Here is a 20,622-nt window from a genome sequence, read left to right as displayed (position 1 = left end):
GGCGGCCGGGATCCCTACCGGGTGTCCCGGCCGCCCGACAGCAGATGCAGCCGCAGGGCGAGCTGGAGCTCGAGCGCGCGGTCGGGCTCGTTCCAGTCGCGGCCCAGCAGCACCTGGATCCGGTCGAGGCGCTGCACCACGGTGTTCACGTGCACGTGCAGCTCGTCCTTGGCCCGGATCAGGCTGCCTCCCGCGCCGAAGTACGCCCGCAGGGTGCGTACGAGGTGGGTGCCGCGCCGCTCGTCGTAGCTCAGCAGCGGGCCCAGCACGGCCGTCACGAAACCGTCCACGTCCTTGGCGTTGCCCAGCACGACCCCCAGGAATCCGAGTTCGTCGACACAGGCGCCTTCGCCCTCGCGCCCCAGTACCCGCATGGCGCGCAGGCACCGCGCGGCTTCCGTGTAGGCGGCGGCCAGTTCACGGACGCCGCCCGCGGGGCCCGTGCCGGCCACGGTGACGGGTGCCTGGACGAGGTGGCCGAGCTGGGCAGCGGCGGCGCGCGCGGCGTCCCCCGCGGGCATCCTCCTGCCGTCGCAGTCGATCAGCAGCACGATGGTGCCGGCGTGTTCGGCGCTCACCCCGTGGATGTCGCCGCCGAACAGATACCGCATCGCGGCGCCGCCGAGCTTCTCCCTGGCCCCCGCCTCCGCGACCAGCAGCAGACGCGGCCGGTCCAGGTCGATGCCCAGTCTCCGGCCCCGCTCGGCCAGCCCGGCGGGATCGCGCTCCGGGTCGCCGAGCAGGTCGCTGATCAGCTCGCCCCGTATCCGGTTCTCCGTCTCGGCGACCGTGCGGCGCAGGAGCAGGAGCAGACCGGTGACGACGGCGGCGCGTTCGAACAGCCGCCGGTCGGAGTCGTCGAGCCGGCCGGGCCGGTGCAGCACCAGGCCGGCGAGGAGCTCCTGTCCGGCGAGCACCGCGCAGATCCACCGGCCGTCCCGGTGCACGGCGCGCGCCCCGTGGCGGGACTCCGCGGCGGTCGCGGCGAGCCATCCGGCGTCCAGGCTGTCGACGGCCAGGCCCGAGCCGTCGGGCCGTACGGCCGCCAGCGGGCGCCCTCCGGGGTCGTGGATGGTCAGAGGACTGTCGAGGAGTCCGGCGACGGACGCGGCGACGTCCCTCACGTCGCCGCCGCGCAGCACCAGGTCGGTCAGCCGGTCGTGGGCCTCCTCGGCACGCCGCATGGCCGCCGAGTGCGCGCGGACGGCGGCGTTGGCCTCGGCCAGTTCCGCGTTGGCCCCTGCGAGTTCCGCGAGGGCGGTCCGGGTGTCGTCCAGGGCCCGGGCGGTGTCGATGGCGATGGCGGCGTGCGCGGCGAGCGAGCAGAGCAGGGCCACCTCGTCGGGGCTGAAGACCCGTGCGGCCCGGTCGGCCGCGAAGAGCACGCCGATGACCTTTCCCGTCCCGCCCCGGCTGGAACCGAGCAGCAGGGGTACGCCGAGGATGGCGACGAGCCCCTCGTCCAGCACACCGGCGTTGATGTTGCGGGTGTGGCGGAAGCGTTCGTCGGTGCGGTAGTCGGGGGTCGCGTACGGGCTGGCGGTCTGCGCGACGAGCCCGCCGAGCCCTTCGCCCAGTTCGAGCCTCAGCCGCTGGAACAGCAAGGACACCGACCCGTCGGTCACCCGCATGTAGGTGTCCCCGGCCTCCTCGTCGGGGAGCGTCAGATAGGCGGTGTCGGTGCCGAGCAGCATCCTGGCCCGGCGCACGATCGCCTTCAGCACGTCGCCCAGGTCCCGGGAGGCCGCCAGGTCGCCCGCCGTGTCGAAGAGCGCGGTGAGCTGGAGCTCCCTGCGCCGGTGCTGGCGCAGGGCTCCCCTGATCCGCAGGGCGGTGGCGGTCGCCCGCTCCACCTCGGCCAGTTCGGCCGGGGGCACACCCGCGGCCCTGGCCTCCGAGGTGACGGCGCCCAGTTCCTCGGCGGGGGCGTCGTCGGCCAGCAGGTCGAGGAGGCGCGCCAGGAGGGCCGCCGCGGCGGGGGACGGTTCAGACATGTGCGGCCATCGTTCTTCCGGCTTCCATCGTTCTCCGGGCTTCCTGGGTCGGGCGGGGTCAGTTGGCGGTCCAGCCGCCGTCCATCGTGAGGGAACTTCCGGTGATGTGGCCGGTGCCGGGCCCGCAGAGCCACAGGACTGCCCCGGCCACGTCGCGCGGCTCGATCAGCGACTTGAGGGCACTGCGTTCCAGGAGCACCCGTCCCACCACCTCCCGCTCGGAGATGCCGTGGCTGCGGGCCTGGTCCGCGATCTGGTCCTCGACCAGGGGCGTGCGGACGTAGCCGGGGCTGACGCAGTTGCTCGTCACCCCGTGCGGCGCCGCTTCGAGTGCGACCACCTTGCTGAGCCCCTCCAGTGCGTGCTTGGCCGAGACGTAGGCCGACTTGTAGGGGCTGGCGCGCAGTCCGTGAACGGACGAGATGTTGACCACGCGGCCCCAGCCGCGTTCGTACATGCCGGGGAGCGTGCGGCGCAAGATGCGGAACGGTGCTTCCACCATCACGCGGTGGATCAGCGTGAAGCGGTCCGGCGGGAACTCGTGCACGGGAGCCACGTGCTGCAGCCCCGCGTTGTTGACCACGATGTCCGCGTCGGCGGGCAGTCCGTCCACCGCCTCGGCCACGGAGAGGTCGGCCACCCAGGCCGTTCCGCCGATCCGTCCGGCCAGGTCCTTGGCGGCGTCGCCCTGTCTGTCGACCACGTGCACATGGGCTCCCGCCGCGGCGAGTGCCTCGGCGCAGGCCAGTCCGATGCCGCTCGCCGCCCCGGTGACCAGGGCGGTGCGTCCGGCGAGGGCCGAGGGGGCGAGGGGGTCGTGCTCGGAGGTCCGGGAAGTCTGCATGGGCGTCACCGTAAGGACGTCGCCGTCCGCATCACACGGGGCCGGTGCACACACCCGGGGGCAGGCGCATGGTGGCGGCGCACATGGTGCGGGCCGCCGGGCCCGGCGCGCGTCCGGCGGGGCCCGAGCGGGTGCGGGAGCGGCCCCGGGGCGGGCGCAAGAGGAGCGCCGCACACAGCGGTGGACGGCGGATGTCCTTCTGCCACATGGGCGGCGGGGCCTCCGGCTCATAGGTTCCGGCAGCAGTCGCCACGCCCGCCCGCACGTCCGATGAGGAGGCCCCACCGTGCGCCCACCGATCCTGCGACGCCTGTTCCGCCGCGTCGCCGCCGCCGCCGTCTGCGCCGTGCTCCCCCTGCTCACCACTCAGGCCGTCCCCGCCTCGGCGGCCGCCCCGGCCCCCGCGGCCGCCGGTCTCCAGCAGGTCACCGGCTTCGGCTCCAACCCCGGCAATCTGCAGATGTTCGCCTACACCCCCGACTCCGTGTCCGCGGGTGCCCCGCTCGTCGTCGCCCTGCACGGCTGCACCCAGTCGGCGAACGCCTACTACACCAATTCGGGCTGGCCGAAGTACGCCGACCTGTGGGGCTTCGACGTGGTCTTCCCGCAGACCACCTCGGCGAACAACGCGCTCTCCTGCTTCGGCTGGTTCGACCAGGCGGAGAGCACACGGGGCAGGGGCGAGGCGGCGTCCATCGTCCAGATGGTCGAGTACGCGAAGCAGACGTACGGTTCGGACGGCCGCCGGGTGTACGTCACCGGCCTCTCGGCGGGCGGCGGGATGACCGCCGATCTGCTGGCCGCCTACCCGGACGTCTTCGCCGGCGGTTCCGTGGCCTCCGGGCTCCCCGCGCAGTGCGCCACCAGCCAGGCCGCCGCCTCGGGCTGCCAGACCGGGCCGCAGAAGCTCAGCCCCGCGCAGTGGGGCGACAAGGTCCGCGGCTCCCACCCGGGCTGGAACGGCCCCTGGCCCCGGGTCGCGATCTGGCAGGGCACCTCGGACTACACGGTCTACCCGGCCAACGCCACGGCGCTGCGCGACCAGTGGACCGACGTCTGGGGCATCGGCCAGACCCCCGCCCGCACCGAGTCCCTGCCGGGCGGCACCACCCGGAGCGTCTACGAGGACGCGTCCGGACAGCCGGCCGTGGAGACGTTCTCGGTGTCCGGCATGGGGCACGGGCTGCCGGTGAGCCCGGGGTCGGGAGCGGACAGCTGCGGTTCGACGGCCGCGTACTTCCTGAACACCATCTGCTCGGCGTACCACACGGGCGTGTTCTGGGGCCTGGACACGGGCACCCCGGGCGGCGGGGACGGGCTGCCGGCCCCGGCCGGCCTGAAGGTCACCGGGGTCACGGGCAGCACCGCCTCACTGACGTGGAACGCGGTCGGGGGCGCCGCCTCGTACGCCGTGTTCCGGAACGGGGCGAAGGTGGCCACGACGGCCTCGACGTCCTTCACGGACACCGGGCTGACCGCCGGCACCGCCTACCGCTACACGGTGGCGGCCACCGACTCCTCGGGTGCCGCCGGGGCCGCCTCGCCCGCCGTGACCGCGACGACCTCGGGCGGTACGGCCCCCGCGAAGTGCTTCACGGCGACCAACTACGCCCATGTGACGGCCGGCCGGGCGCACACCTCGGGAGGTCATGCCCGGGCGAACGGTTCGGAACAGGACATGGGGCTGTACAACGTCTTCGTCACCCACACCCTCAGGGAGTCACCGGCGGGCTACTTCGTGATCGCCGACTCCGGCTGTCAGGCCGGGTCCTCGTAGGCGCGCCGGATCTTCCCGGGGAGCTCGCAGCCGTCCTCCACCGCGGTGAGTGACAGCGCCCGTGGGGCTCCGGGGTCCGCCTCGGCGCGGTAGCGGGCGTAGAGCTTCCAGCCCCGCTTGGCGAGGGTGCGGTAGGTGACGTCCCGCTCGGCGTGGCTGGAGACGATCTCCCAGTCGTGCTGCCGAAACCTCAGCACCGTCGCCTCGAAGGCGCCGGCGGCCCCGGCCGTCGGCGCCTCGCCGTCCCAGGGCGCCACACACGTGCGCCAGGCCCCCTTCGGCTCTCCCGCACCGGAGGTGTCACCCGCCGGGAGCCCTCCGGCGCGCGCGAGTCCGGCTATCTCGTCGGCGACCGCCCCCGCGGTGAGCGGGGGAAGGGGCTCCCGGGTGGCCTTCGCAGGCAGGACCTCTTCGTCCCCCACGAGGCCGCAGCCCGCCGTCACCGTCATGAATCCGGCCGCCACCGCGGCGACGGCCGCCGTCCTTCGTCTGCGCACTGCTGATTCCCACCCAGGTCGTTCCTCCCCACGGGCACGCGCCCGTGTGACCCCCGCGGGATCCTCGCATGGGCTCTGACCTGCTGGGAAGGCCCTTGACCGACGAGGTGCGGCTGTCCGCCCCGAAGGCGTCGGACGTGCCCCGGTAGAGTGGGCGGGTCGTCATCCTGCCCGTACAGGGGGAAGCCGGTGCGAATCCGGCACCGCCCCTTCCCCGAGCGCTCGGCCCGGCTCGAGCAGGGCACACCCCGTTCGAGAGGCCCAGCCCGCCATGTCCGTACGCCGCCGCGCGGCAGCGCTCGCGATCACCGCCGTGCTCTGTGGAGCCGCCGCCCCGGTGGCGGTCGCCGCGCCGAGTCCTTCCCCGTCCCCCTCCGCGCCGGACCTTCCGGACGGGCTGTACGGCACCAAGGACCCGACGTACGACGGGGTGTGGCGCCAGTCGCTGGCGTTCCTCGCCCAGAAGGTCGAGCTGGTCACCCCCGCGACGCGGTCGGTGGACTGGCTCGTGGGCCAGCAGTGCGCGAGCGGGGCCTTCGCCTCGTACCGCGACGCCTCCCGGCCCTGCGACGCGAAGACCGTCGCGGACACGAACGCCACGGCGGCGGCGGTCCAGGCGATGGTCGAGCTGGGCGTGCACCGCGAGGTCGTGGACAACGGCGTCAGCTGGCTGAAGTCCGTCCAGAACAAGGACGGCGGCTGGGGATACAACCCGGGAAGCCCGAGCGACGCCAACTCCACCGCCGTGGTGACGGGCGCGCTGGGGCGGGCCGGCGTGCCGCTCGCCGATGTCACCAAGGCGGACGGGAAGACCCCGTACACCGCGCTGCAGAGCTTCGCTCTGCCCTGCGGGGGCGAGGACGGCGGGGCGTTCGCCTACCAGCCGGACAAGGACGGCAAGCTCACGGCCAACGCGGACGCCACGGCGGCCGCGGTGATCGGCGCGATGGGCAAGGGCATGGCCGCGGGGAACGCCAACGCGGTGAAGGCCCCCGCCTGTCACGAGGGCACGGGCCTCACCGTCGAGCAGACCGCGCAGAACGGCGCCTACTACCTGGCGAAGACGCTCGCCGGGTCCGGGCACCTGGACCTCCCGCCCATGCCGGGCGCCGAGGAGTCCGACCCGCAGCCCGACTTCGGCAACACCGCTGACGCCGTCGTGGCACTGGCCGCCTCCGGCCACAAGGACAAGGCGGCCGGAGCGGTCGCCTACCTGAAGAAGCACGCGCAGGGATGGGCCAAGGAGGGCGGCCCCGCCGCCACCGCCCAGCTGGTGCTCGCCGCCCACGCGACCGGCGGCGACGCCCGCGACTTCGGCGGCGTCGACCTCGTCAGGCAGCTCAACGCGACGGGCCCTGCACCCGCCGCCACCGCCGTGCCCTCGCCGGCCGCCACGGCGCCCTCGACTCCCGAGGACGACGGCAGCGACGACGAGAGCCTCGGCATCTGGTGGATCGTCGGGATCGGTCTCGCCTTCGGCGCGGGTATCGGCTTCCTGCTCAGCGGACGCCGGAAGAACCAGCAGCTGTGAGGCGCCCGCTGGGCAAGGCGGCGCTCCTTCTCCTCGTCGGCACCGTCCTCGCCGTGCTGGGCGCGGGAAACGCACAGGCCGCCGGGTACCGCTACTGGTCGTTCTGGGAGAGCGACGGCGGCAAGGGGTGGACGTACGCCACGCAGGGTCCCTCCGTGGTCCGGCCGGACGACGGCGCGGTGCAGGGGTTCCGCTTCTCGGTGAGCGCGGACTCCCAGGACTCCGCGCGGCCGCGCCGCGCCCCGGACTTCGGGGCCGTCTGCGCGGACACCCCGGCGAAGGACGGCCGCAAGCGGATCGCGCTGGTCATCGACCCGGGTACGGCGGCGGACGCGCCGGACGGTGAGAAGCCGCCCGCACCGCGCACCGCCTGTGCCCAGGTGGCTCCGGACGCGAGTACGGCGGAGGCACTCGCCTCGGTGGCGAAACCGCTGCGGTACGACAGCTCGGCGATGCTCTGCGCGATCTCGGGCTATCCGCGCACGGGCTGCGGTGAGCGGACCGGGGACGACGGGCCGGAGAAGGCCGGCGGCACGGCCGAGGTCTCCCCCTCCGACGACGACGCCGCCGCCGGCGACGACGACGGCGGCTCCGGCGGCAGCGGCTCCGGCGGCGGCCCGTCGGCCGGTGTGCTCACCGGCGTGGGCGCGGTGCTCGTGCTCGGTGTCGCCGCAGTGCTCCAGGCCCGCCGCCGCCGATGACCCGCTCCACCGGCCCGGCCCGGCTCCGCCCTGCCCTGCGCGCCCCGGGGGCCACCCGTGCCAACGCGGTTCCGGCCGGGGCCTGGTGGCTGTGGGCACTCGGGCTGGCGACCGCCGCGTCCCGAACGACCAACCCGCTGCTGCTCGGGCTGCTGGTGGGGGTGGCGGGCTACGTGGTGGCGGCCCGGCGCACGGACGCCCCGTGGGCCCGTTCGTACGGCGCGTTCATCAAGCTCGGGCTGGCCGTCGTCGCCGTGAGGCTGGTGTTCTCCGTCGTCCTCGGCTCCTCCGTCCCCGGTGCGCACACCCTGTTCACGCTGCCCGAGGTGCCGTTGCCCGGCTGGGCTCAGGGCGTCAGGATCGGCGGCCGGGTCACCTCGGAGCAGCTGGTCTTCGCGCTGTACCAGGGTGCGAAGCTGGCCGCGCTGCTGATCTGCGTCGGCGCGGCGAATTCGCTGGCCAACCCCGCCAGGTTGCTGAAGTCCCTGCCCGGCGCGCTGTACGAGGTGGGGGTCGCCGTCGTCGTCGCGATGACGTTCGCGCCGAACATGGTCGCCGACGTGGCGCGGCTGCGGACGGCGCGCCGGCTGCGCGGCCGCCCGACCGGCGGGATCCGGGCCGTGCTCCAGATCGGGCTGCCCGTGCTGGAGGGCGCCCTGGAGCGTTCGGTGGCCGTGGCGGCGTCGATGGACGCCCGGGGCTACGGCCGGACCGCGCAGGTCCCGCCCGCCGTCCGCCGTACCACCCATGTCCTCACCCTCGGCGGACTGCTGGGCGTGTGCGCGGGGACGTACGGGCTGCTGGCCGCGGAGGGTGCCGTCCACGGGCTGCCGTTGCTGCTTGCCGGGCTGGCGGCGGCGATGGCCGGGCTCAGGCTCGGCGGGCGCCGCTCGGTCCGTACCCGCTACCGGCCCGACCGCTGGGGCGTACGCGCCTGGCTCGTCGCGGCCTCGGGAGCGGCCGTCGCGGCGGCGATGATCTGGGCCGGCGCGGCCGCCCCGGACGCCCTGCGCCCCGGTGTCGTGCCGCTCACCGCTCCCGTCCTTCCGCTGTGGCCCGCCGCCGCCGTACTGATCGGACTGCTGCCCGCCGTGGTGGCACCCCTGCCCGCTTCCCCCTCGGACTCCAAGGAGCGCTCATGATCCGGTTCGAGCACGTCTCGGTGCGGTACGAAGGCGCCGGGCACCCCGTCCTGTCGGGCGTCGACCTCACGGTCCCCGAGGGCGAGCTGGTGCTGGTCGTCGGCCCCTCCGGTGTCGGCAAGTCGACTCTGCTGGGCGCCGTGTCCGGCCTCGTGCCGCACTTCACCGGCGGGACCCTGACCGGCCGGGTGACGGTCGGCGGCCGGGACACCCGCACGCACAAGCCGCGTGAACTCGCCGATCTGGTCGGCACGGTCGGTCAGGATCCGCTCGCCCACTTCGTGACGGACACCGTCGAGGACGAACTGGCGTACGGCATGGAATCGCTGGGCCTCGCCCCGGACGTCATGCGGCGCAGGGTCGAGGAGACGCTGGACCTGCTGGGTCTCGCCGAGCTGCGGGACCGGCCGATCGCCACGCTCTCCGGGGGCCAGCGGCAGCGGGTCGCGATCGGCTCGGTCCTGACCCCGCACCCGAAGGTCCTGGTCCTGGACGAACCGACGTCCGCCCTGGACCCGGCGGCGGCCGAGGACGTCCTGGCGGTGCTCCAGCGCCTGGTGCACGACCTGGGGACGACGGTGCTGATGGCCGAGCACCGGCTGGAGCGTGTCGTGCAGTACGCCGACCAGGTCCTGCTGCTGCCCGCGCCGGGCGGTGCCCCGGTGATGGGCCCGCCCGCCGGCATCATGGCGCTCTCGCCGGTCCGGCCCCCGGTGGTGGCCCTGGGCCGGCTGGTGGGCTGGGACCCGCTGCCGCTCTCGGTGCGCGACGCACGGCGCCGGGCGGTGGAGCTGCGGGAGCGGCTGGACGGGGTGGAGCCGCCCCCGCGCCAGGCCCCGGCGGGTGCCTCGGTGGCCCCGCCGCCCGCTCCGGCCGCGGCCCGCCCCGGCTTCCTGGACCGGCTGCTGGGCCGTCGCCCGCGCACCGCTCCCGCCGAGCCCCCGCAGGGCGGCGGCGGCGCCACCCGGATCGAGGGGCTCGGGGTGCGTCACGGGCGGGTCGAGGCGCTGCGCGGGGTGACGCTGTCCTTCGCGCCGGGCGAGACCGTGGCCCTGATGGGCCGCAACGGCGCGGGCAAGTCCACCCTGCTGACCACGCTCGTCGGGATGACCGCGCCGACCACGGGCTCCGTCCTCGTCGGCGGTCTGCAGCCGTCCCGCACCCCGCCGCAGGACATGGTGCGCCGGGTCGGGCTCGTCCCGCAGGAACCGCGCGACCTTCTCTACGCCGACACGGTGGCGGCCGAGTGCGCGGCGGCGGACTCCGACGCGGGCGCGCCCGCGGGCAGTTGCCGGGCGCTGGTCTCGGAGCTGCTGCCCGGGGTGCCGGACGACGTCCACCCCCGTGATCTCTCCGAGGGCCAGCGGCTCGCGCTGGCCCTCGCCCTGGTGCTCACCGCCCGGCCCCCGCTCCTCCTCCTGGACGAGCCGACGCGCGGTCTCGACTACGCGGCGAAGGCCCGGCTGGTCGGTGTGCTGCGGCGGCTGGCGGAGCAGGGCCACACCATCGTCCTGGCCACGCACGACGTGGAGCTGGCGGCGGAAGTGGCGGACCGGGTGGTGATCCTCGCCGACGGTGAGGTCGTGGCGGACGGGCCGACCCGGCAGGTCGTGGTCTCCTCCCCCGCGTTCGCCCCGCAGACCTCGAAGATCCTCGCGCCGCGGGAGTGGCTGACCGTGTCCCAGGTCCGGACGGCCCTGGAGGGCCTCGCATGAGCTCCGGCACCGTCCGTCCGGTCCGGCTCGGCCCCCGTGCCGTGGCCGCGCTGGTCCTGGTCAGCGCGGTCGGACTGGTCGCGTTCGGCTGGCCGCTGCTGGCCGGGGCGGACTCCGGACTCGCTCATGCCGAGGACGCGCCGTGGCTGTTCGCCGCTCTGCTCGTGCTGCTCGTGGCGGTCGTCGTCGCGACGATCGCGGACTCCGGTCTGGACGCGAAGGCCGTCGCGATGCTGGGGGTGCTGGCCGCCGTCGGGGCGGCGCTGCGTCCGCTGGGCGCGGGGACGGCCGGTCTGGAGCCGATGTTCTTCCTCATGGTGCTGAGCGGCCGGGTGCTGGGCCCCGGCTTCGGCTTCGTGCTCGGCTCGGTCACCATGTTCGCCTCGGCGCTCCTCACCGGCGGGGTCGGGCCGTGGATGCCGTTCCAGATGCTGTCGATGGGCTGGTTCACCATGGGCGCGGGCCTGCTGCCGGCCCCGGACCGGCTGCGCGGCCGGGGTGAGCTGCTGATGCTGGCGGCGTACGGCTTCGCGGCGGCGTTCGCGTACGGCACGGTGATGAACCTGTACGGCTGGACGATCGTGCCGGGGCTCGGTTCGGGGATCTCCTTCGTCGCGGGCGACCCGCTCACCGAGAACCTGGTCCGCTTCCTGGCGTACTGCACCGCGACCTCGCTCGGCTGGGACCTGGGCCGTGCCGTCCTCACGGTGGCCCTGACCCTGGCCGTCGGTCCCACCCTGCTGCGGGCCCTGCGCCGGGCCACCCGCCGCGCCGCCTTCGACGCGCGGGCCGGCTTCGAGGCCCGCGCGGACTGATCATTCGGCCAGCGCGTGCTGGGCGGCGAGCCTGACGGGGGCGTTCCTGGCCCCGTATCCGTCGTATCCGCCGGTGCGCTCGACCAGTTCGAAGAAGACCCGGCCGGTCGTCACGGTGTAGCAGTGCCGGAACTCCCCCTTCTCGTCACGGTCGTAGAGAATGCCCAGTTCGCGGTAGGTGTCCAGCTCGCCCGGGGCGAACGCGTAGCGCGCGTCCAGGTCGTCGTAGTAGTTGGCGGGAACCGGCAGCAGCCGGGCACCGGCCGCGAGGGCGCGGCGGACGGTGGTGACGAGGTCGTCGGTGACCAGTGCGACGTGCTGGGGCCTCCCTCCGCGGGCCGGATCCTGCGTGGGGGAGGCCCCGACGCCGAGCGCGATGCGCACGGTGCCGTCCTCGTTGCTGACGGCGCGGCTGCGGAGCAGTCCGTACGGGTCGGCGAGGTCGACGCTCGCGTGCGGGCGCAGGCCGAGCACCCCCCGGTGGAAGAGGGTCGCCTCGTCGTAGTGGTGCCAGGGCTGGGTGAGCGCGATGTGGTCGACACGGGTGATCCCGATGGGGTCGGGGGTGTGCGGGGCGGGCGCGAAGTCACCGGTCCAGCCGGAGGCGCCGGAGCGGTCGGTGGCGCAGAAGAAGAACGCGGTGCCGTCGGGTGCGGCCACCGCGTCCAGCGGGGCGTCCTGCGGGGCGCGGCGCCGGGGCAGGACGGGGGCGAGGAGCGACTCGGCCCGCGCGGAGGCTCCCGCCGGGTCGGGGCTCTCCAGGCCCACAGCGGTGAGCGAGGGCTCCGGACTGCTGCTGCCGGTGTCGGTGTTGACCAGGACGCGGGCCTCTCCCTGCTCCCAGAGGTCCACCGGCTTCCCGGCGTGCCTGGCCGTACGGGAGAAGCCGAGCGAGGTCAGGAGGGGAGCGATCCTCGCGGTGTCGGCCGTGGCGATCTCGACGAAGGCGAAGCCGGTGGGGACGACCGGCGCCGGGGGCTCGGCCAGGCCCGCCGACTCCTGGAGCAGCGTCAGCGAGCGCCGCGCGTCCACCGCGGTGCGGCCCGCGTCCGCCTGCCGGAACACGTCGTTGAACACCTCCAGGGAGAGGGGTCCCCGGTACCCCGCGCGGACGGCGGCGCGCACCGTTCCCGTGACGTCGAGATCGCCCTGGCCCGGGAAGCAGCGGTGGTGACGGCTCCACTGGAGGACGTCCAGGGCCATCTGCGGGGCGTCGGCGAGCTGGAGGAAGAAGATCCTGTCGCCGGGGATGTCCTCGATGCCCGTGACGTCGGAGCCCCGGGCGAGGATGTGGAAGCTGTCCAGGCAGACCCCGAGGGCGGGGTGGCCGGCCGCCTCGACGATGCGCCAGGCGTGGTCGTACGTGCTGACGTGGCGGCCCCAGGCCAGCGCCTCGTACGCGACGCGGATGCCGTACTCCTGCGCGAGGTCCGCCAGCCGGCGCAGCTGCTCCGCGGCGAGGGCGTCGTCGTCGACGGCGTACGGCGACACGCTGGAGCAGACCAGGACCGTGTCGGCGCCGAGCCGCCGCATCAGCCGGAACTTGTGCTCGGCACGCCGCAGGTTGCGGGCGAACTCGTCGGCGGGGACCGCCTCGATGTCGCGCATCGGCTGGAACAGGTCGATCGTCAGGCCGAGATCGGCGACCCGGTCCCGGATCTCCTCGGGGCCGAGGGGACTTCCGATCAGGTCGTTCTCGAAGATCTCGACACCGTCGAAGCCGGCGCGTGCCGCCGCGGTGAGCTTCTCGGTGAGGGTTCCGCTGAGCGAGACGGTGGCGATGGACGTGCGCATGTCGGTCCTCCTGCGGGGCTTCAGCGCGCGGATGTGAGGGCGGCGATGTCGGCGAGCATGCGGGCGGTGTCGGGTTCGCGGCCGGTGAAGAGCCGGAAGGAGTCGGCGGCCTGGTAGGCGGCCATGCCTCCCCCGTCGAGGGTGGGGCAGCCCAGGGAGCGGGCGGTGCGCACGAGGCCGGTCTCCAGCGGGCGGTAGACGATCTCGGCGACCCAGAGCCCGGGGTGCAGCACATCGGCGGGGAGCGGAAGCCCGGGATGCGCGGCCATGCCGATGGGCGTGGCGTTGACCAGGCCGTCGGCTCCGGCCGTCCGTGCCGCGATGTCCAGGAGGTCCGCGGAGGCGGCCCGGCCTTGTCCGAAGTGGCGGTTGAGGGAGGCCGCGAGGTCGGCGGCCCGCTCGGGGAGGGCGTCCAGCACGGTGATCCGCCCGGCACCGAGTCCGAGGAGGGCGTGGGCGACGGCGGCGCCGGCGCCCCCCGCCCCCAGCTGCACCACCCGCTCCAGCGGCGCGTCGGGCAGACCGCGCGCGAAGGAGGCGGCGAAGCCGGTCACGTCGGTGTTGTGGCCGGTCGCGAGGTCGCCGTCGAACACCACGGTGTTGACCGCGCCGAGCGCCTCGGCCTGCGGGGAGAGCGCGTCGAGGTGGGCGAGGACCTGCTGTTTGCAGGGATGGGTGACGTTGAGGCCGTCGTAGCCCATGGTGCGTGCGGAGCGGACGAGTTCTCCGGTCCGCTCCGGCGGGACACCGAGCGCGCCGATGTCGATGAGGCGGTAGAGGTAGCGCAGCCCCTGCCGGTCCGCCTCCCGTTCGTGGAGGGCGGGGCTGAGCGAGGGGCCGATGCCGGAGCCGATGAGGCCGACGAGATACGAGTCCGGACTCACCGGTTGTCCTCCAGGAGCTGGGCGGGGTGGGTGAGCGCCAGGGCGTGTCCATGGGCACCCGCCCCGCAGATGACGGTGCCGGCGACGGCCGGGACGTGGCTGTGGCCGCGGGAGGCCTCCCCACGGTGGATGTCCGAGAGGTGGACCTCCATCACGGGCAGGTCCACGGCGGCGAGCGCGTCACGGACGGCGACCGAGGTGTGGCCGTGTCCGGCGGGATTGATCACGATGCCCCGGTGCGCGGTGCGGGCCTCGTGGACGGCGTCGATCAGCACCGCCTCATGGTTGCCCCGTCCGCGGTCCGCGCGCAGCCCGAGGGCTGCCGCGGTGCCGCGGCCGAGTCCGTCGATGCCGGCGAGCGTGTCCGTGCCGTGCACATCGGGCTCGCGCAGTCCGGGCAGGCCGAGACCGGGGCCGTTCAGCACGAGGACGGGGACGCCTGGAGGCGGGACCGGGGCGTTCGGCATCGTTCACCTCCCGTGGATCCATCGGCTTAATGTACGGACTGGTTAGTTAGTCATACCGAAAGACGGCCCTCCAGGGAAGACCCCGGGCCCGATCAGCCGCCCAGGGCACCGGCCCTACAATCGCGAGCACGCACCGCCTGCCGCGAAGGATCCGGATGACCAGCACCGAAGGCCCCGCCCAGCCCGCCGTGCGGACCCGTGACGCGGCGCGCACCCGGGCCGAGATCCTCACCGTGGCGACGCGCGAGTTCGCCCGCCTCGGTTACGCGGGCGCCCGGGTCGACGAGATCGCCGCCCGCACCCGCACCACGAAGCGCATGATCTATTACTACTTCGGCGGCAAGGAGCAGCTGTTCACCGCGGTGCTGGAGCGGGCGTACAGCCGCATCCGGGAGGCCGAACAGCTGCTGGACGTCGACCACCTCGACCCCGTGGCCGCGGTCCGCCGGCTGGCCGAGGTGACCTTCGACCACCACGAGGCACACCCCGACTTCATCCGCCTGGTCAGCATCGAGAACATCCACGAGGCCGAACACATCGCCGCCTCCGCCGAGTTGAGCCGCATCGGTTCACCGGCGATCGAGGTGCTGCGGCGCATCCTCGACACGGGGCGCGAGTCCGGGCTGTTCACCGCGGACGTCGACGCCGTGGACCTGCACGCGATGATCAGCTCCTTCTGTTTCTTCCGCATCGCGAACAGACACACCTTCGGGGCGCTCTTCGGCCGCGACCTGGTGGACACCGGCAGGCGCGAGCACTACCGGACCATGCTGGGCGACATGATCATCGCGTACCTCACGGCCGACCGGGCCGCCTAGAAACCCGGCTCCTCCCGGGGGCGGGGGAACGGCGGAGGACCGGGCCCGGCACGGGCCGCCCGGCCCGGATCCTGTGCGGCCTCTTGACAGGCACGTCAACTCCTCACACCATCCGTAGCCATCCGCAACTAACTAACTGGTGCGTTAATTAGCCGGTTCCGCTCCCCTCCCCGCACGGAACGTCCCCCGAAGGAGCCCGACGTGACCGCTCACGACCCTTCCGCCGGTCCCCCGCCCGAGCCGCGGGCCCAGCCCCGCAAGGCCGCGCTCGCCGCGTGGATCGGCAGCGCGCTGGAGTACTACGACTTCTTCATCTACGGCAGTGCGGCGGCGCTGATCTTCCCCGAGGTCTTCTTCGACGAGTCCGATCCGGCCAACGCGACCCTGATGTCGCTGGCCACGTTCGGAGTCGCCTACGCCGCCCGCCCGGTCGGGGCGCTCTTCCTCGGACACTTCGGGGACCGGCTCGGCCGCAAGAAGATCATGGTCTTCACGCTGGTGCTGATGGGTCTCTCGACCTTCCTCATCGGCTGTCTGCCCACCCGCGACCAGATCGGCGGAGCCGCACCCGTCCTGCTCGTCCTCCTGCGGATCATGCAGGGCATCTCGGCGGCGGGCGAACAGGCCAGCGCCAACTCCATGAGCCTGGAACACGCGCCGCCTCACCGGCGCGGCTACTTCACCAGCTTCACCATCAACGGGACCCAGGCCGGCCAGCTCATCGCGACCCTCGCCTTCATCCCGGTCGCCGCCCTGCCCGAGGAACAGCTCCTGTCCTGGGGCTGGCGCATCCCGTTCTGGCTGAGCGTCGCCGTCGCGGTCACCGGGTGGGTCATCCGCCGCACCCTGGAGGAGACCCCGGTCTTCGCCAGGCAGGCGGCGTCCGAGGGTGTGGCGAAGATGCCGCTGGCCGTGCTGTTGCGCGACCACTGGGCCGATGTGCTGCGGGTCGTCGCGGCCGCGGTGATCGCCACGGTCAGCACGGTCTTCACCGTGTGGGCGCTGTCCTACGCGACCAGCGACGCGGTCGGTCTGAGCCGCACCGGCATGCTGTGGGTCGGCGCTCTGGCCAATGTGGTCGCCCTGGGCGCCATCCCGCTGTGGGCCCGGCTCTCGGACCGCGTCGGCCGCCGGCCGGTCTTCCTGGTCGGGGCCGCCGGCAGCGCGGTGGCGATGCCGCTGTACCTCTGGGCGATATCCACCGGCAGCTTCCCGCTGGTGCTGGTCACGGGCCTGCTGGTCTTCGGCATCGTCTACAGCGCGGCCAACGGCATCTGGCCCGCCTTCTACGCCGAGATGTTCCCCACCCGGGTCAGGCTCTCGGGCATGGCGATCGGCACCCAGACCGGCTTCGCCATCGCCGGCTTCGCCGTGGCCTTCGCCTCGCAGATCGCGGGCCCCGACGGCGACAACTGGGCAGGCGTCGCGCTCTTCGCCGCCGCGCTCTGCCTGCCGCCGGTCGTCGCCGCGCTCTCCGCCCGCGAGACGGCCCATGTGGCGACGGAGCACCTCGGCGAGCGGAACAGCGGGAGCGCCGTGGAGGCCGGGGTGTCGGTCAAGGCCTGACCGGCGGTCCCTGCCGGAAGGGGTGCTGGGAGAACCCTCCCCCGGCCCCCTTCCGGCCCGTCCGCGGGCGTCACGCCTTGCTGCCCGCCGGTTCGGGTACGGCCTGCCCGGCGGCGGCCCCGGCCTCACGCTCCGGCGGCCCTGCCTCTCCGGTGCCGGCCAGGAGCCTGCGCGGACCCGCCAGGGCGTACGTCAGGCCGAAGCCCGCCGCCACGACCGCGGCACCGCCGACCGCGTCCAGCACCCAGTGGTTGCCCGTGGCGACGATGGCGGAGACCGTGAACAGCGGGTGCAGCAGGCCCAGGACCTTCATCCACGCCTTCGGCGCGAGCAGGGCGATCACCACGCCGCACCAGAGGGACCAGCCGAAGTGCAGCGAGGGCATCGCCGCGTACTGGTTGGTCATCGCGGTCAGCGCCCCGAAGTCGGGGCTGTCGAGGTCCTGCACCCCGTGGACCGTGTCGATGAAGCCGAGCCCGGGCATCAGACGCGGCGGCGCCAGCGGGTAGAGCCAGAAGCCGAGCAGGGCGAGGACCGTGGCGAAGCCGATGGAGCTGCGGGCCCAGCGGTAGTCCGAGGGACGGCGGACGTAGAGCACCCCGAGGATCGCGAGGGGCACGATGAAGTGGAACGTCGAGTAGTAGTAGTCGAAGAAGTCGCGCAGCCAGGGGACGGTGACGACCGCGTGGTTGGCCCAGTGCTCGATGTCGATGTGCAGCCACTGCTCGGCGGCGTGGATCTGCCGGCCGTGCTCCTCGGCGGTGCCGCGCCCGGCGGTCGCCGCGAGCCGGACCTGCGCGTACGCGGAGTAGACGACCCGGATGAGCAGGAGTTCCAGCAGCAGGTTGGGGCGGCTGAGCACCCGCCGCCAGAACGGCAGCAGCGGCACCCACGCGAAGCGCGCCGGCACCGGCCTCGCGTACTCCGTGGGGATCGCCCGCTGCCAGTGGGGCGAGGTGCGGGACAGGAAGGGCACGGCACAGGCCGCGCCGAGCGCGGCGACGAGCAGCACGTTGTCACGCAGAGGAAGGACCACGCCGACGTTCGGCAGCAGCATCTTCCCCGGCAGGGTGAGGACGAGCACCACGACCGCCGGCCACACGAGCCGGTCCGCAGCCCGGGTGCCGACGCGGCCGACGACGGCCAGCAGCACCCACAGCAGCTGGTGCTGCCAGGCGGTGGGTGAGACGGCGACGGCGACGCAGCCGGTGACGGCGACGGCCAGGAGCAGCTGCCCGTCCCGCGCGTAGCGGACCGCGCGGCGCAGCCCCAGGACGACGACGGCGGCGGCCAGGGCCAGGAACAGCACGATCTCCAGGGGGCCTTCGAGCCCGAACCGCAGCAGCGCGCCGTGCAGGGACTGGTTGGCGAGGCTGTCCGGGCGGTCGCCGAGTCCGGCACCCGCGAGGTGGTGCACCCAGTAGGCCCAGGAGTCACGCGGCATCACGACCCAGGCCAGGGCCGTGCAGACGGCGAAGGTGACGCCCCCGCTCACGGCGGCCCGGCGTCTGCCGGTGAGCCAGAACAGGACGGCGAAGAGCAGGACGGCCGGCTGGAAGGCCGCGGCGACACCGGTCAGCACACCCGGGAGGCGTTCACCCCGCAGCGCGAAACAGGCGAGGAGCACCAGCAGAACGGGCAGGATGCTGGTCTGGCCCAGGAACAGGGTGTTGCGGACGGGCAGCGAGACCATCAGCAGGGTGATCGCGACGGGCGCCGCGAGGAACGCGGTGCGCCGGCTCACCGGTGCGGGCAGGGCCCGGACGGCGACGTAGCCGAGCAGGGCGACGAGCAGCAGGGACCCGAAGGTCCACACGACACCCAGGGCCTCCTCGGCCGAGACCGTCAGCGGCTTCAGCACCAGCCCGGCGAACGGCGTCCCGGTGAACCGGCCGGGGTCGTACAGGGATCCCGCCATGTGCAGGACGCCTGTCGCGCCGGTCCAGGTCTCCAGATCGGTGAGGCGTTCCCCGGGCGGTGTCCGCAGCACCACCGCCACCTGCCGCACCGCCAGGACCCCGACGAGCAGCCAGAGGACTGCTCTGGCCACCGCTGCCCTCGCCCCCGGATCCGCCGCCGCGTCCCCCCGCACACTGCGCTCCACATCAGTCACGCTGCGCCGACCCTCCCGTTCGCATGCACTGTCCCCTCGGCCCGGGTATGTGCGGATGAAGCCTCGCATTGCCCTATGAGGTAGACACAATCAACCCCCTCTTCGCCTGACTGTCACCACTGATTTGCCGAAAGAATGCCCGAATACCGCTGGGTGGCACGCCGGTCGGCTCGGGTCGGCACCCGTCCCGGTCCGGGTTCACTCCTCCTCGTACCGGGGTACGTCCGCCTGCCAGCCGGCGAAGAGCGGCACGTCCGACGAGCCGTCCAGGACGACCACGCCGAAGGGCCGGTCGAACGCGATGTGCCGCACGGCCTGCGGCCTCGGTGCGGCGGCCCGCGTGGCCACGACCGTGACGGCCGCGGCCTCCACCCCCTGCTCGGCGATCTTCACCACCGCTTCCTGGACCACCTCGGAGATGTGGAGACGGACGGGCGAAAGGCCGGAGAAGTCCGCGGCGGCGGCGTCGGTCGCGAGCCGCACCCCGAGCGCCGCCAGCTGTCCGTGGACCCGCACACGCGTCCGCAGGGTGAAGCGCGGCAAGCCGAAGGTCACGGAATCGGCGTCGACCGGAACCCGCGATTCCTCGGGCGCCCACGCGGCGGGCAGGACCTGTGAGGCGCCCTCACCCGGCGCCCCCAGGACGAATCTGACCCGTGCCGGTGGAGCGCCGTCCGCCGCCCGCCGGCAGCGCAGCTCGACGACCTGCGCGCCCGAGGCCGTCCACACGTCCCCCGTGGGGACGGAGGCGTGCATCGTCGCCACCGGCGAGGCGGCGCCCGCCGCGTCGGTGAAAGGGACTTCCCGGGTGCGGGCCGGGGCGAACGGCAGCTCCCAGTACGCCTTCAGCGCCAGGGCGTTGACCAGGGCGAGCGCGACGTCGCTGCCGACGTCCAGCGGCAGCCGCCCGATCAGGCCCTGGGTCCGCTCGCGCACCCACGCGTCCATCTCCGCGGCGTCGGCCGGGCCGAACGGGATGTCCGGCAGCGAGCGTTCGTACTCCGGGTGGAGCGGCGCCGTGTTCCACACCCTGGTCGCCACGTGCAGCGCCTCGGTGCGCCCCCAGTCCCGCGCCGCCTGCGTCACCGCGGGCGCGGCCTCCCGGCCGGCCAGGCCGAGCAGGGCCCGCAGCTCCTCGGCCGTCTCCGCACGGGCCCCCGCCGCCACGGCCGTCATGGCCAGCCACAGCCCGGCGGGCGAGCACACGAAGCCGCCGCCGGGCCGCTCCAGTTCCCGTACCCACCGTGCTCCGAGCCGCCGGACGGCCTCCTCCACGAACGGGTCCCTCATCATCGCTGCCCCCTGCACCTGATTGGTTCGTCCTACGGTCGTGTGACAGCAAGAATGACCCGATGACCTGGACCGTGGACCCCGAACACTTCGCCACCCCGGACGCGGCCCTGTTGCTGCGGGACTACTACGCCGAGGTGGCCGGCCGCTACTGGGGCCGGCCGGCGACCACACGGGAGATCGACGACGGCCTGAGGGACGACGGCGTCGACCTGCTCGCCGCGCCCACCGGCGAGTTCCTGGTGGGCCGGTACGCGGGCAAGCCGGCGAGCTGCGCGGGCCTGCGGCTGGTGGACACGGCGACGGCCGAGCTGACCCGGGTCTACGTCCGCCCGGCGTTCCGCTCGACGGGGGGCGGCGGCCTGCTGCTCGCCGGCGTCGAGGCGGCCGCGCGGGCCTACGGGGTGCGGTGGATCCGGCTCGACACCCGGAACGACCTGGTGGAGGCGCGGGGACTGTACGCGAAGCACGGCTACCGGGAGGTGCCGGCGTTCAACCAGGGCCCCTACGCCGAGCACTGGTTCGCCAAGGAGCTGTGAGCGCGCCCGGCGGCCGGGCGGTTCGCAACCCGCAGCGGTCAGCCCACCGGGGTACGTCAGCCCACCGGGGTCAGCCAGCCGGGGTACGTCAGCCCACCGGGGTCAGCCCACCGGGTGCGTCAGCCCACCGGGGTC

At 74.0% G+C, this 20,622-nt stretch carries 17 protein-coding genes; 9 read left to right on the top strand and 8 right to left on the bottom strand.

Going from position 1 to position 20,622, the window contains the following annotated elements:
- Positions 1-14: 14 nt before the first annotated feature.
- Both ACIRJR_RS12680 and ACIRJR_RS12675 read right to left on the bottom strand, forming a co-directional pair.
- Positions 15-1,994, bottom strand: coding sequence for a helix-turn-helix domain-containing protein (locus ACIRJR_RS12680; protein WP_403778079.1), 1,980 nt, complete (start codon positions 1,992-1,994; stop codon positions 15-17).
- A 58-nt stretch (positions 1,995-2,052) separates the two neighbouring features.
- A complete protein-coding gene (locus tag ACIRJR_RS12675; protein ID WP_403778076.1) occupies positions 2,053-2,838 on the bottom strand; it encodes a 3-hydroxybutyrate dehydrogenase in 786 nt (261 codons plus the stop codon).
- 286 nt (positions 2,839-3,124) lie between these two features.
- On the opposite strand from ACIRJR_RS12675, the gene ACIRJR_RS12670 reads away from it, so the two are divergent.
- On the top strand, positions 3,125-4,615 hold the full coding sequence (locus tag ACIRJR_RS12670) for a PHB depolymerase family esterase (protein ID WP_403778073.1): 1,491 nt from the start codon (positions 3,125-3,127) through the stop codon (positions 4,613-4,615).
- On the opposite strand, the gene ACIRJR_RS12665 is transcribed toward ACIRJR_RS12670, so the two are convergent.
- The gene (locus ACIRJR_RS12665) at positions 4,597-5,112 is read right to left on the bottom strand and encodes a hypothetical protein (RefSeq protein WP_403778070.1); all 516 of its coding nucleotides are present in this window, start codon (positions 5,110-5,112) and stop codon (positions 4,597-4,599) included. The genes ACIRJR_RS12670 and ACIRJR_RS12665 overlap by 19 nt on opposite strands.
- Positions 5,113-5,383: 271 nt before the next feature.
- On the opposite strand from ACIRJR_RS12665, the gene ACIRJR_RS12660 reads away from it, so the two are divergent.
- Genes ACIRJR_RS12660 through ACIRJR_RS12640 form a run of 5 tightly spaced genes read left to right on the top strand, consistent with a single transcriptional unit; the run spans position 5,384 to position 11,016 of the window.
- Positions 5,384-6,643: a prenyltransferase/squalene oxidase repeat-containing protein gene (locus ACIRJR_RS12660; protein WP_403778067.1), complete on the top strand. Its 1,260-nt coding sequence runs from the start codon at positions 5,384-5,386 to the stop codon at positions 6,641-6,643.
- A complete protein-coding gene (locus tag ACIRJR_RS12655) occupies positions 6,640-7,344 on the top strand; it encodes an SCO2322 family protein (protein ID WP_403778064.1) in 705 nt (234 codons plus the stop codon). Before ACIRJR_RS12660 ends, ACIRJR_RS12655 begins: the two co-directional genes overlap by 4 nt.
- On the top strand, positions 7,341-8,486 hold the full coding sequence (locus tag ACIRJR_RS12650) for an energy-coupling factor transporter transmembrane protein EcfT (RefSeq protein ID WP_403778061.1): 1,146 nt from the start codon (positions 7,341-7,343) through the stop codon (positions 8,484-8,486). Before ACIRJR_RS12655 ends, ACIRJR_RS12650 begins: the two co-directional genes overlap by 4 nt.
- Positions 8,483-10,201: an ABC transporter ATP-binding protein gene (locus ACIRJR_RS12645; RefSeq protein WP_403778058.1), complete on the top strand. Its 1,719-nt coding sequence runs from the start codon at positions 8,483-8,485 to the stop codon at positions 10,199-10,201. Before ACIRJR_RS12650 ends, ACIRJR_RS12645 begins: the two co-directional genes overlap by 4 nt.
- A complete protein-coding gene (locus ACIRJR_RS12640) occupies positions 10,198-11,016 on the top strand; it encodes an ECF transporter S component (protein WP_403778055.1) in 819 nt (272 codons plus the stop codon). The genes ACIRJR_RS12645 and ACIRJR_RS12640 overlap by 4 nt, the downstream gene beginning before the upstream one ends.
- Here ACIRJR_RS12640 and ACIRJR_RS12635 read toward each other — a convergent pair whose 3' ends face one another.
- The 3 genes from ACIRJR_RS12635 to ACIRJR_RS12625 are packed head-to-tail and all read right to left on the bottom strand — an operon-like array spanning position 11,017 to position 14,161.
- Entirely contained in the window at positions 11,017-12,810 is a 1,794-nt protein-coding gene (locus ACIRJR_RS12635) for a bifunctional sugar phosphate isomerase/epimerase/4-hydroxyphenylpyruvate dioxygenase family protein (protein WP_403778052.1), read from the bottom strand. It abuts the gene before it with no gap.
- A gap of 20 nt (positions 12,811-12,830) precedes the next feature.
- Positions 12,831-13,694 carry a shikimate dehydrogenase gene (locus ACIRJR_RS12630; RefSeq protein WP_403778049.1) on the bottom strand — a complete coding sequence of 288 codons (864 nt, stop codon included), beginning with the start codon at positions 13,692-13,694 and terminating at the stop codon, positions 12,831-12,833.
- Positions 13,691-14,161 (bottom strand): type II 3-dehydroquinate dehydratase, encoded by a 471-nt coding sequence (locus ACIRJR_RS12625; RefSeq protein WP_403778046.1) that lies wholly within the window; start codon positions 14,159-14,161, stop codon positions 13,691-13,693. The genes ACIRJR_RS12630 and ACIRJR_RS12625 overlap by 4 nt, the downstream gene beginning before the upstream one ends.
- Before the next feature lie 155 nt (positions 14,162-14,316).
- Here ACIRJR_RS12625 and ACIRJR_RS12620 point away from each other — a divergent pair, with 155 nt between their 5' ends.
- Both ACIRJR_RS12620 and ACIRJR_RS12615 read left to right on the top strand, forming a co-directional pair.
- Entirely contained in the window at positions 14,317-14,979 is a 663-nt protein-coding gene (locus ACIRJR_RS12620) for a TetR/AcrR family transcriptional regulator (protein ID WP_403778043.1), read from the top strand.
- Positions 14,980-15,180: 201 nt separating this feature from the next.
- Entirely contained in the window at positions 15,181-16,545 is a 1,365-nt protein-coding gene (locus ACIRJR_RS12615) for an MFS transporter (RefSeq protein WP_403778040.1), read from the top strand.
- A 70-nt stretch (positions 16,546-16,615) separates the two neighbouring features.
- Here the strand turns inward: ACIRJR_RS12615 and ACIRJR_RS12610 are convergent, their stop codons facing one another.
- Complete coding sequence (locus tag ACIRJR_RS12610) at positions 16,616-18,727, bottom strand: bifunctional glycosyltransferase 87/phosphatase PAP2 family protein (protein ID WP_403778037.1); 2,112 nt, start codon at positions 18,725-18,727, stop codon at positions 16,616-16,618.
- Positions 18,728-18,856: 129 nt separating this feature from the next.
- Positions 18,857-19,951, bottom strand: coding sequence for a serpin family protein (locus tag ACIRJR_RS12605; RefSeq protein WP_403778034.1), 1,095 nt, complete (start codon positions 19,949-19,951; stop codon positions 18,857-18,859).
- Between the two features lie 59 nt (positions 19,952-20,010).
- Here ACIRJR_RS12605 and ACIRJR_RS12600 point away from each other — a divergent pair, with 59 nt between their 5' ends.
- Positions 20,011-20,487 carry a GNAT family N-acetyltransferase gene (locus ACIRJR_RS12600; protein WP_403778031.1) on the top strand — a complete coding sequence of 159 codons (477 nt, stop codon included), beginning with the start codon at positions 20,011-20,013 and terminating at the stop codon, positions 20,485-20,487.
- The last annotated feature ends 135 nt before the right edge of the window (positions 20,488-20,622 follow it).

It is taken from the genome of Streptomyces sp. NPDC102402, from assembly GCF_044765765.1.
Classification (GTDB): Bacteria; Actinomycetota; Actinomycetes; order Streptomycetales; family Streptomycetaceae; genus Streptomyces.
Note: the sequence above shows the minus strand (reverse complement) of the source record. Positions and strands in the feature narration are given on the sequence as shown.

Excerpts from the sequence above, each read along its gene's own strand:
- ACIRJR_RS12605 (WP_403778034.1), bottom strand. The coding sequence starts at position 19,951 with ATGATGAGGGACCCGTTCGTGGAGGAGGCCGTCCGGCGGCTCGGAGCA.
- ACIRJR_RS12625 (WP_403778046.1), bottom strand. The coding sequence starts at position 14,161 with ATGCCGAACGCCCCGGTCCCGCCTCCAGGCGTCCCCGTCCTCGTGCTG.
- ACIRJR_RS12635 (WP_403778052.1), bottom strand. The coding sequence starts at position 12,810 with ATGCGCACGTCCATCGCCACCGTCTCGCTCAGCGGAACCCTCACCGAG.
- ACIRJR_RS12610 (WP_403778037.1), bottom strand. The coding sequence starts at position 18,727 with ATGCGAGGCTTCATCCGCACATACCCGGGCCGAGGGGACAGTGCATGC.
- ACIRJR_RS12620 (WP_403778043.1), top strand. The coding sequence starts at position 14,317 with ATGACCAGCACCGAAGGCCCCGCCCAGCCCGCCGTGCGGACCCGTGAC.
- ACIRJR_RS12640 (WP_403778055.1), top strand. The coding sequence starts at position 10,198 with ATGAGCTCCGGCACCGTCCGTCCGGTCCGGCTCGGCCCCCGTGCCGTG.
- ACIRJR_RS12645 (WP_403778058.1), top strand. The coding sequence starts at position 8,483 with ATGATCCGGTTCGAGCACGTCTCGGTGCGGTACGAAGGCGCCGGGCAC.
- ACIRJR_RS12660 (WP_403778067.1), top strand. The coding sequence starts at position 5,384 with ATGTCCGTACGCCGCCGCGCGGCAGCGCTCGCGATCACCGCCGTGCTC.
- ACIRJR_RS12675 (WP_403778076.1), bottom strand. The coding sequence starts at position 2,838 with ATGCAGACTTCCCGGACCTCCGAGCACGACCCCCTCGCCCCCTCGGCC.
- ACIRJR_RS12680 (WP_403778079.1), bottom strand. The coding sequence starts at position 1,994 with ATGTCTGAACCGTCCCCCGCCGCGGCGGCCCTCCTGGCGCGCCTCCTC.
- ACIRJR_RS12600 (WP_403778031.1), top strand. The coding sequence starts at position 20,011 with ATGACCTGGACCGTGGACCCCGAACACTTCGCCACCCCGGACGCGGCC.
- ACIRJR_RS12650 (WP_403778061.1), top strand. The coding sequence starts at position 7,341 with ATGACCCGCTCCACCGGCCCGGCCCGGCTCCGCCCTGCCCTGCGCGCC.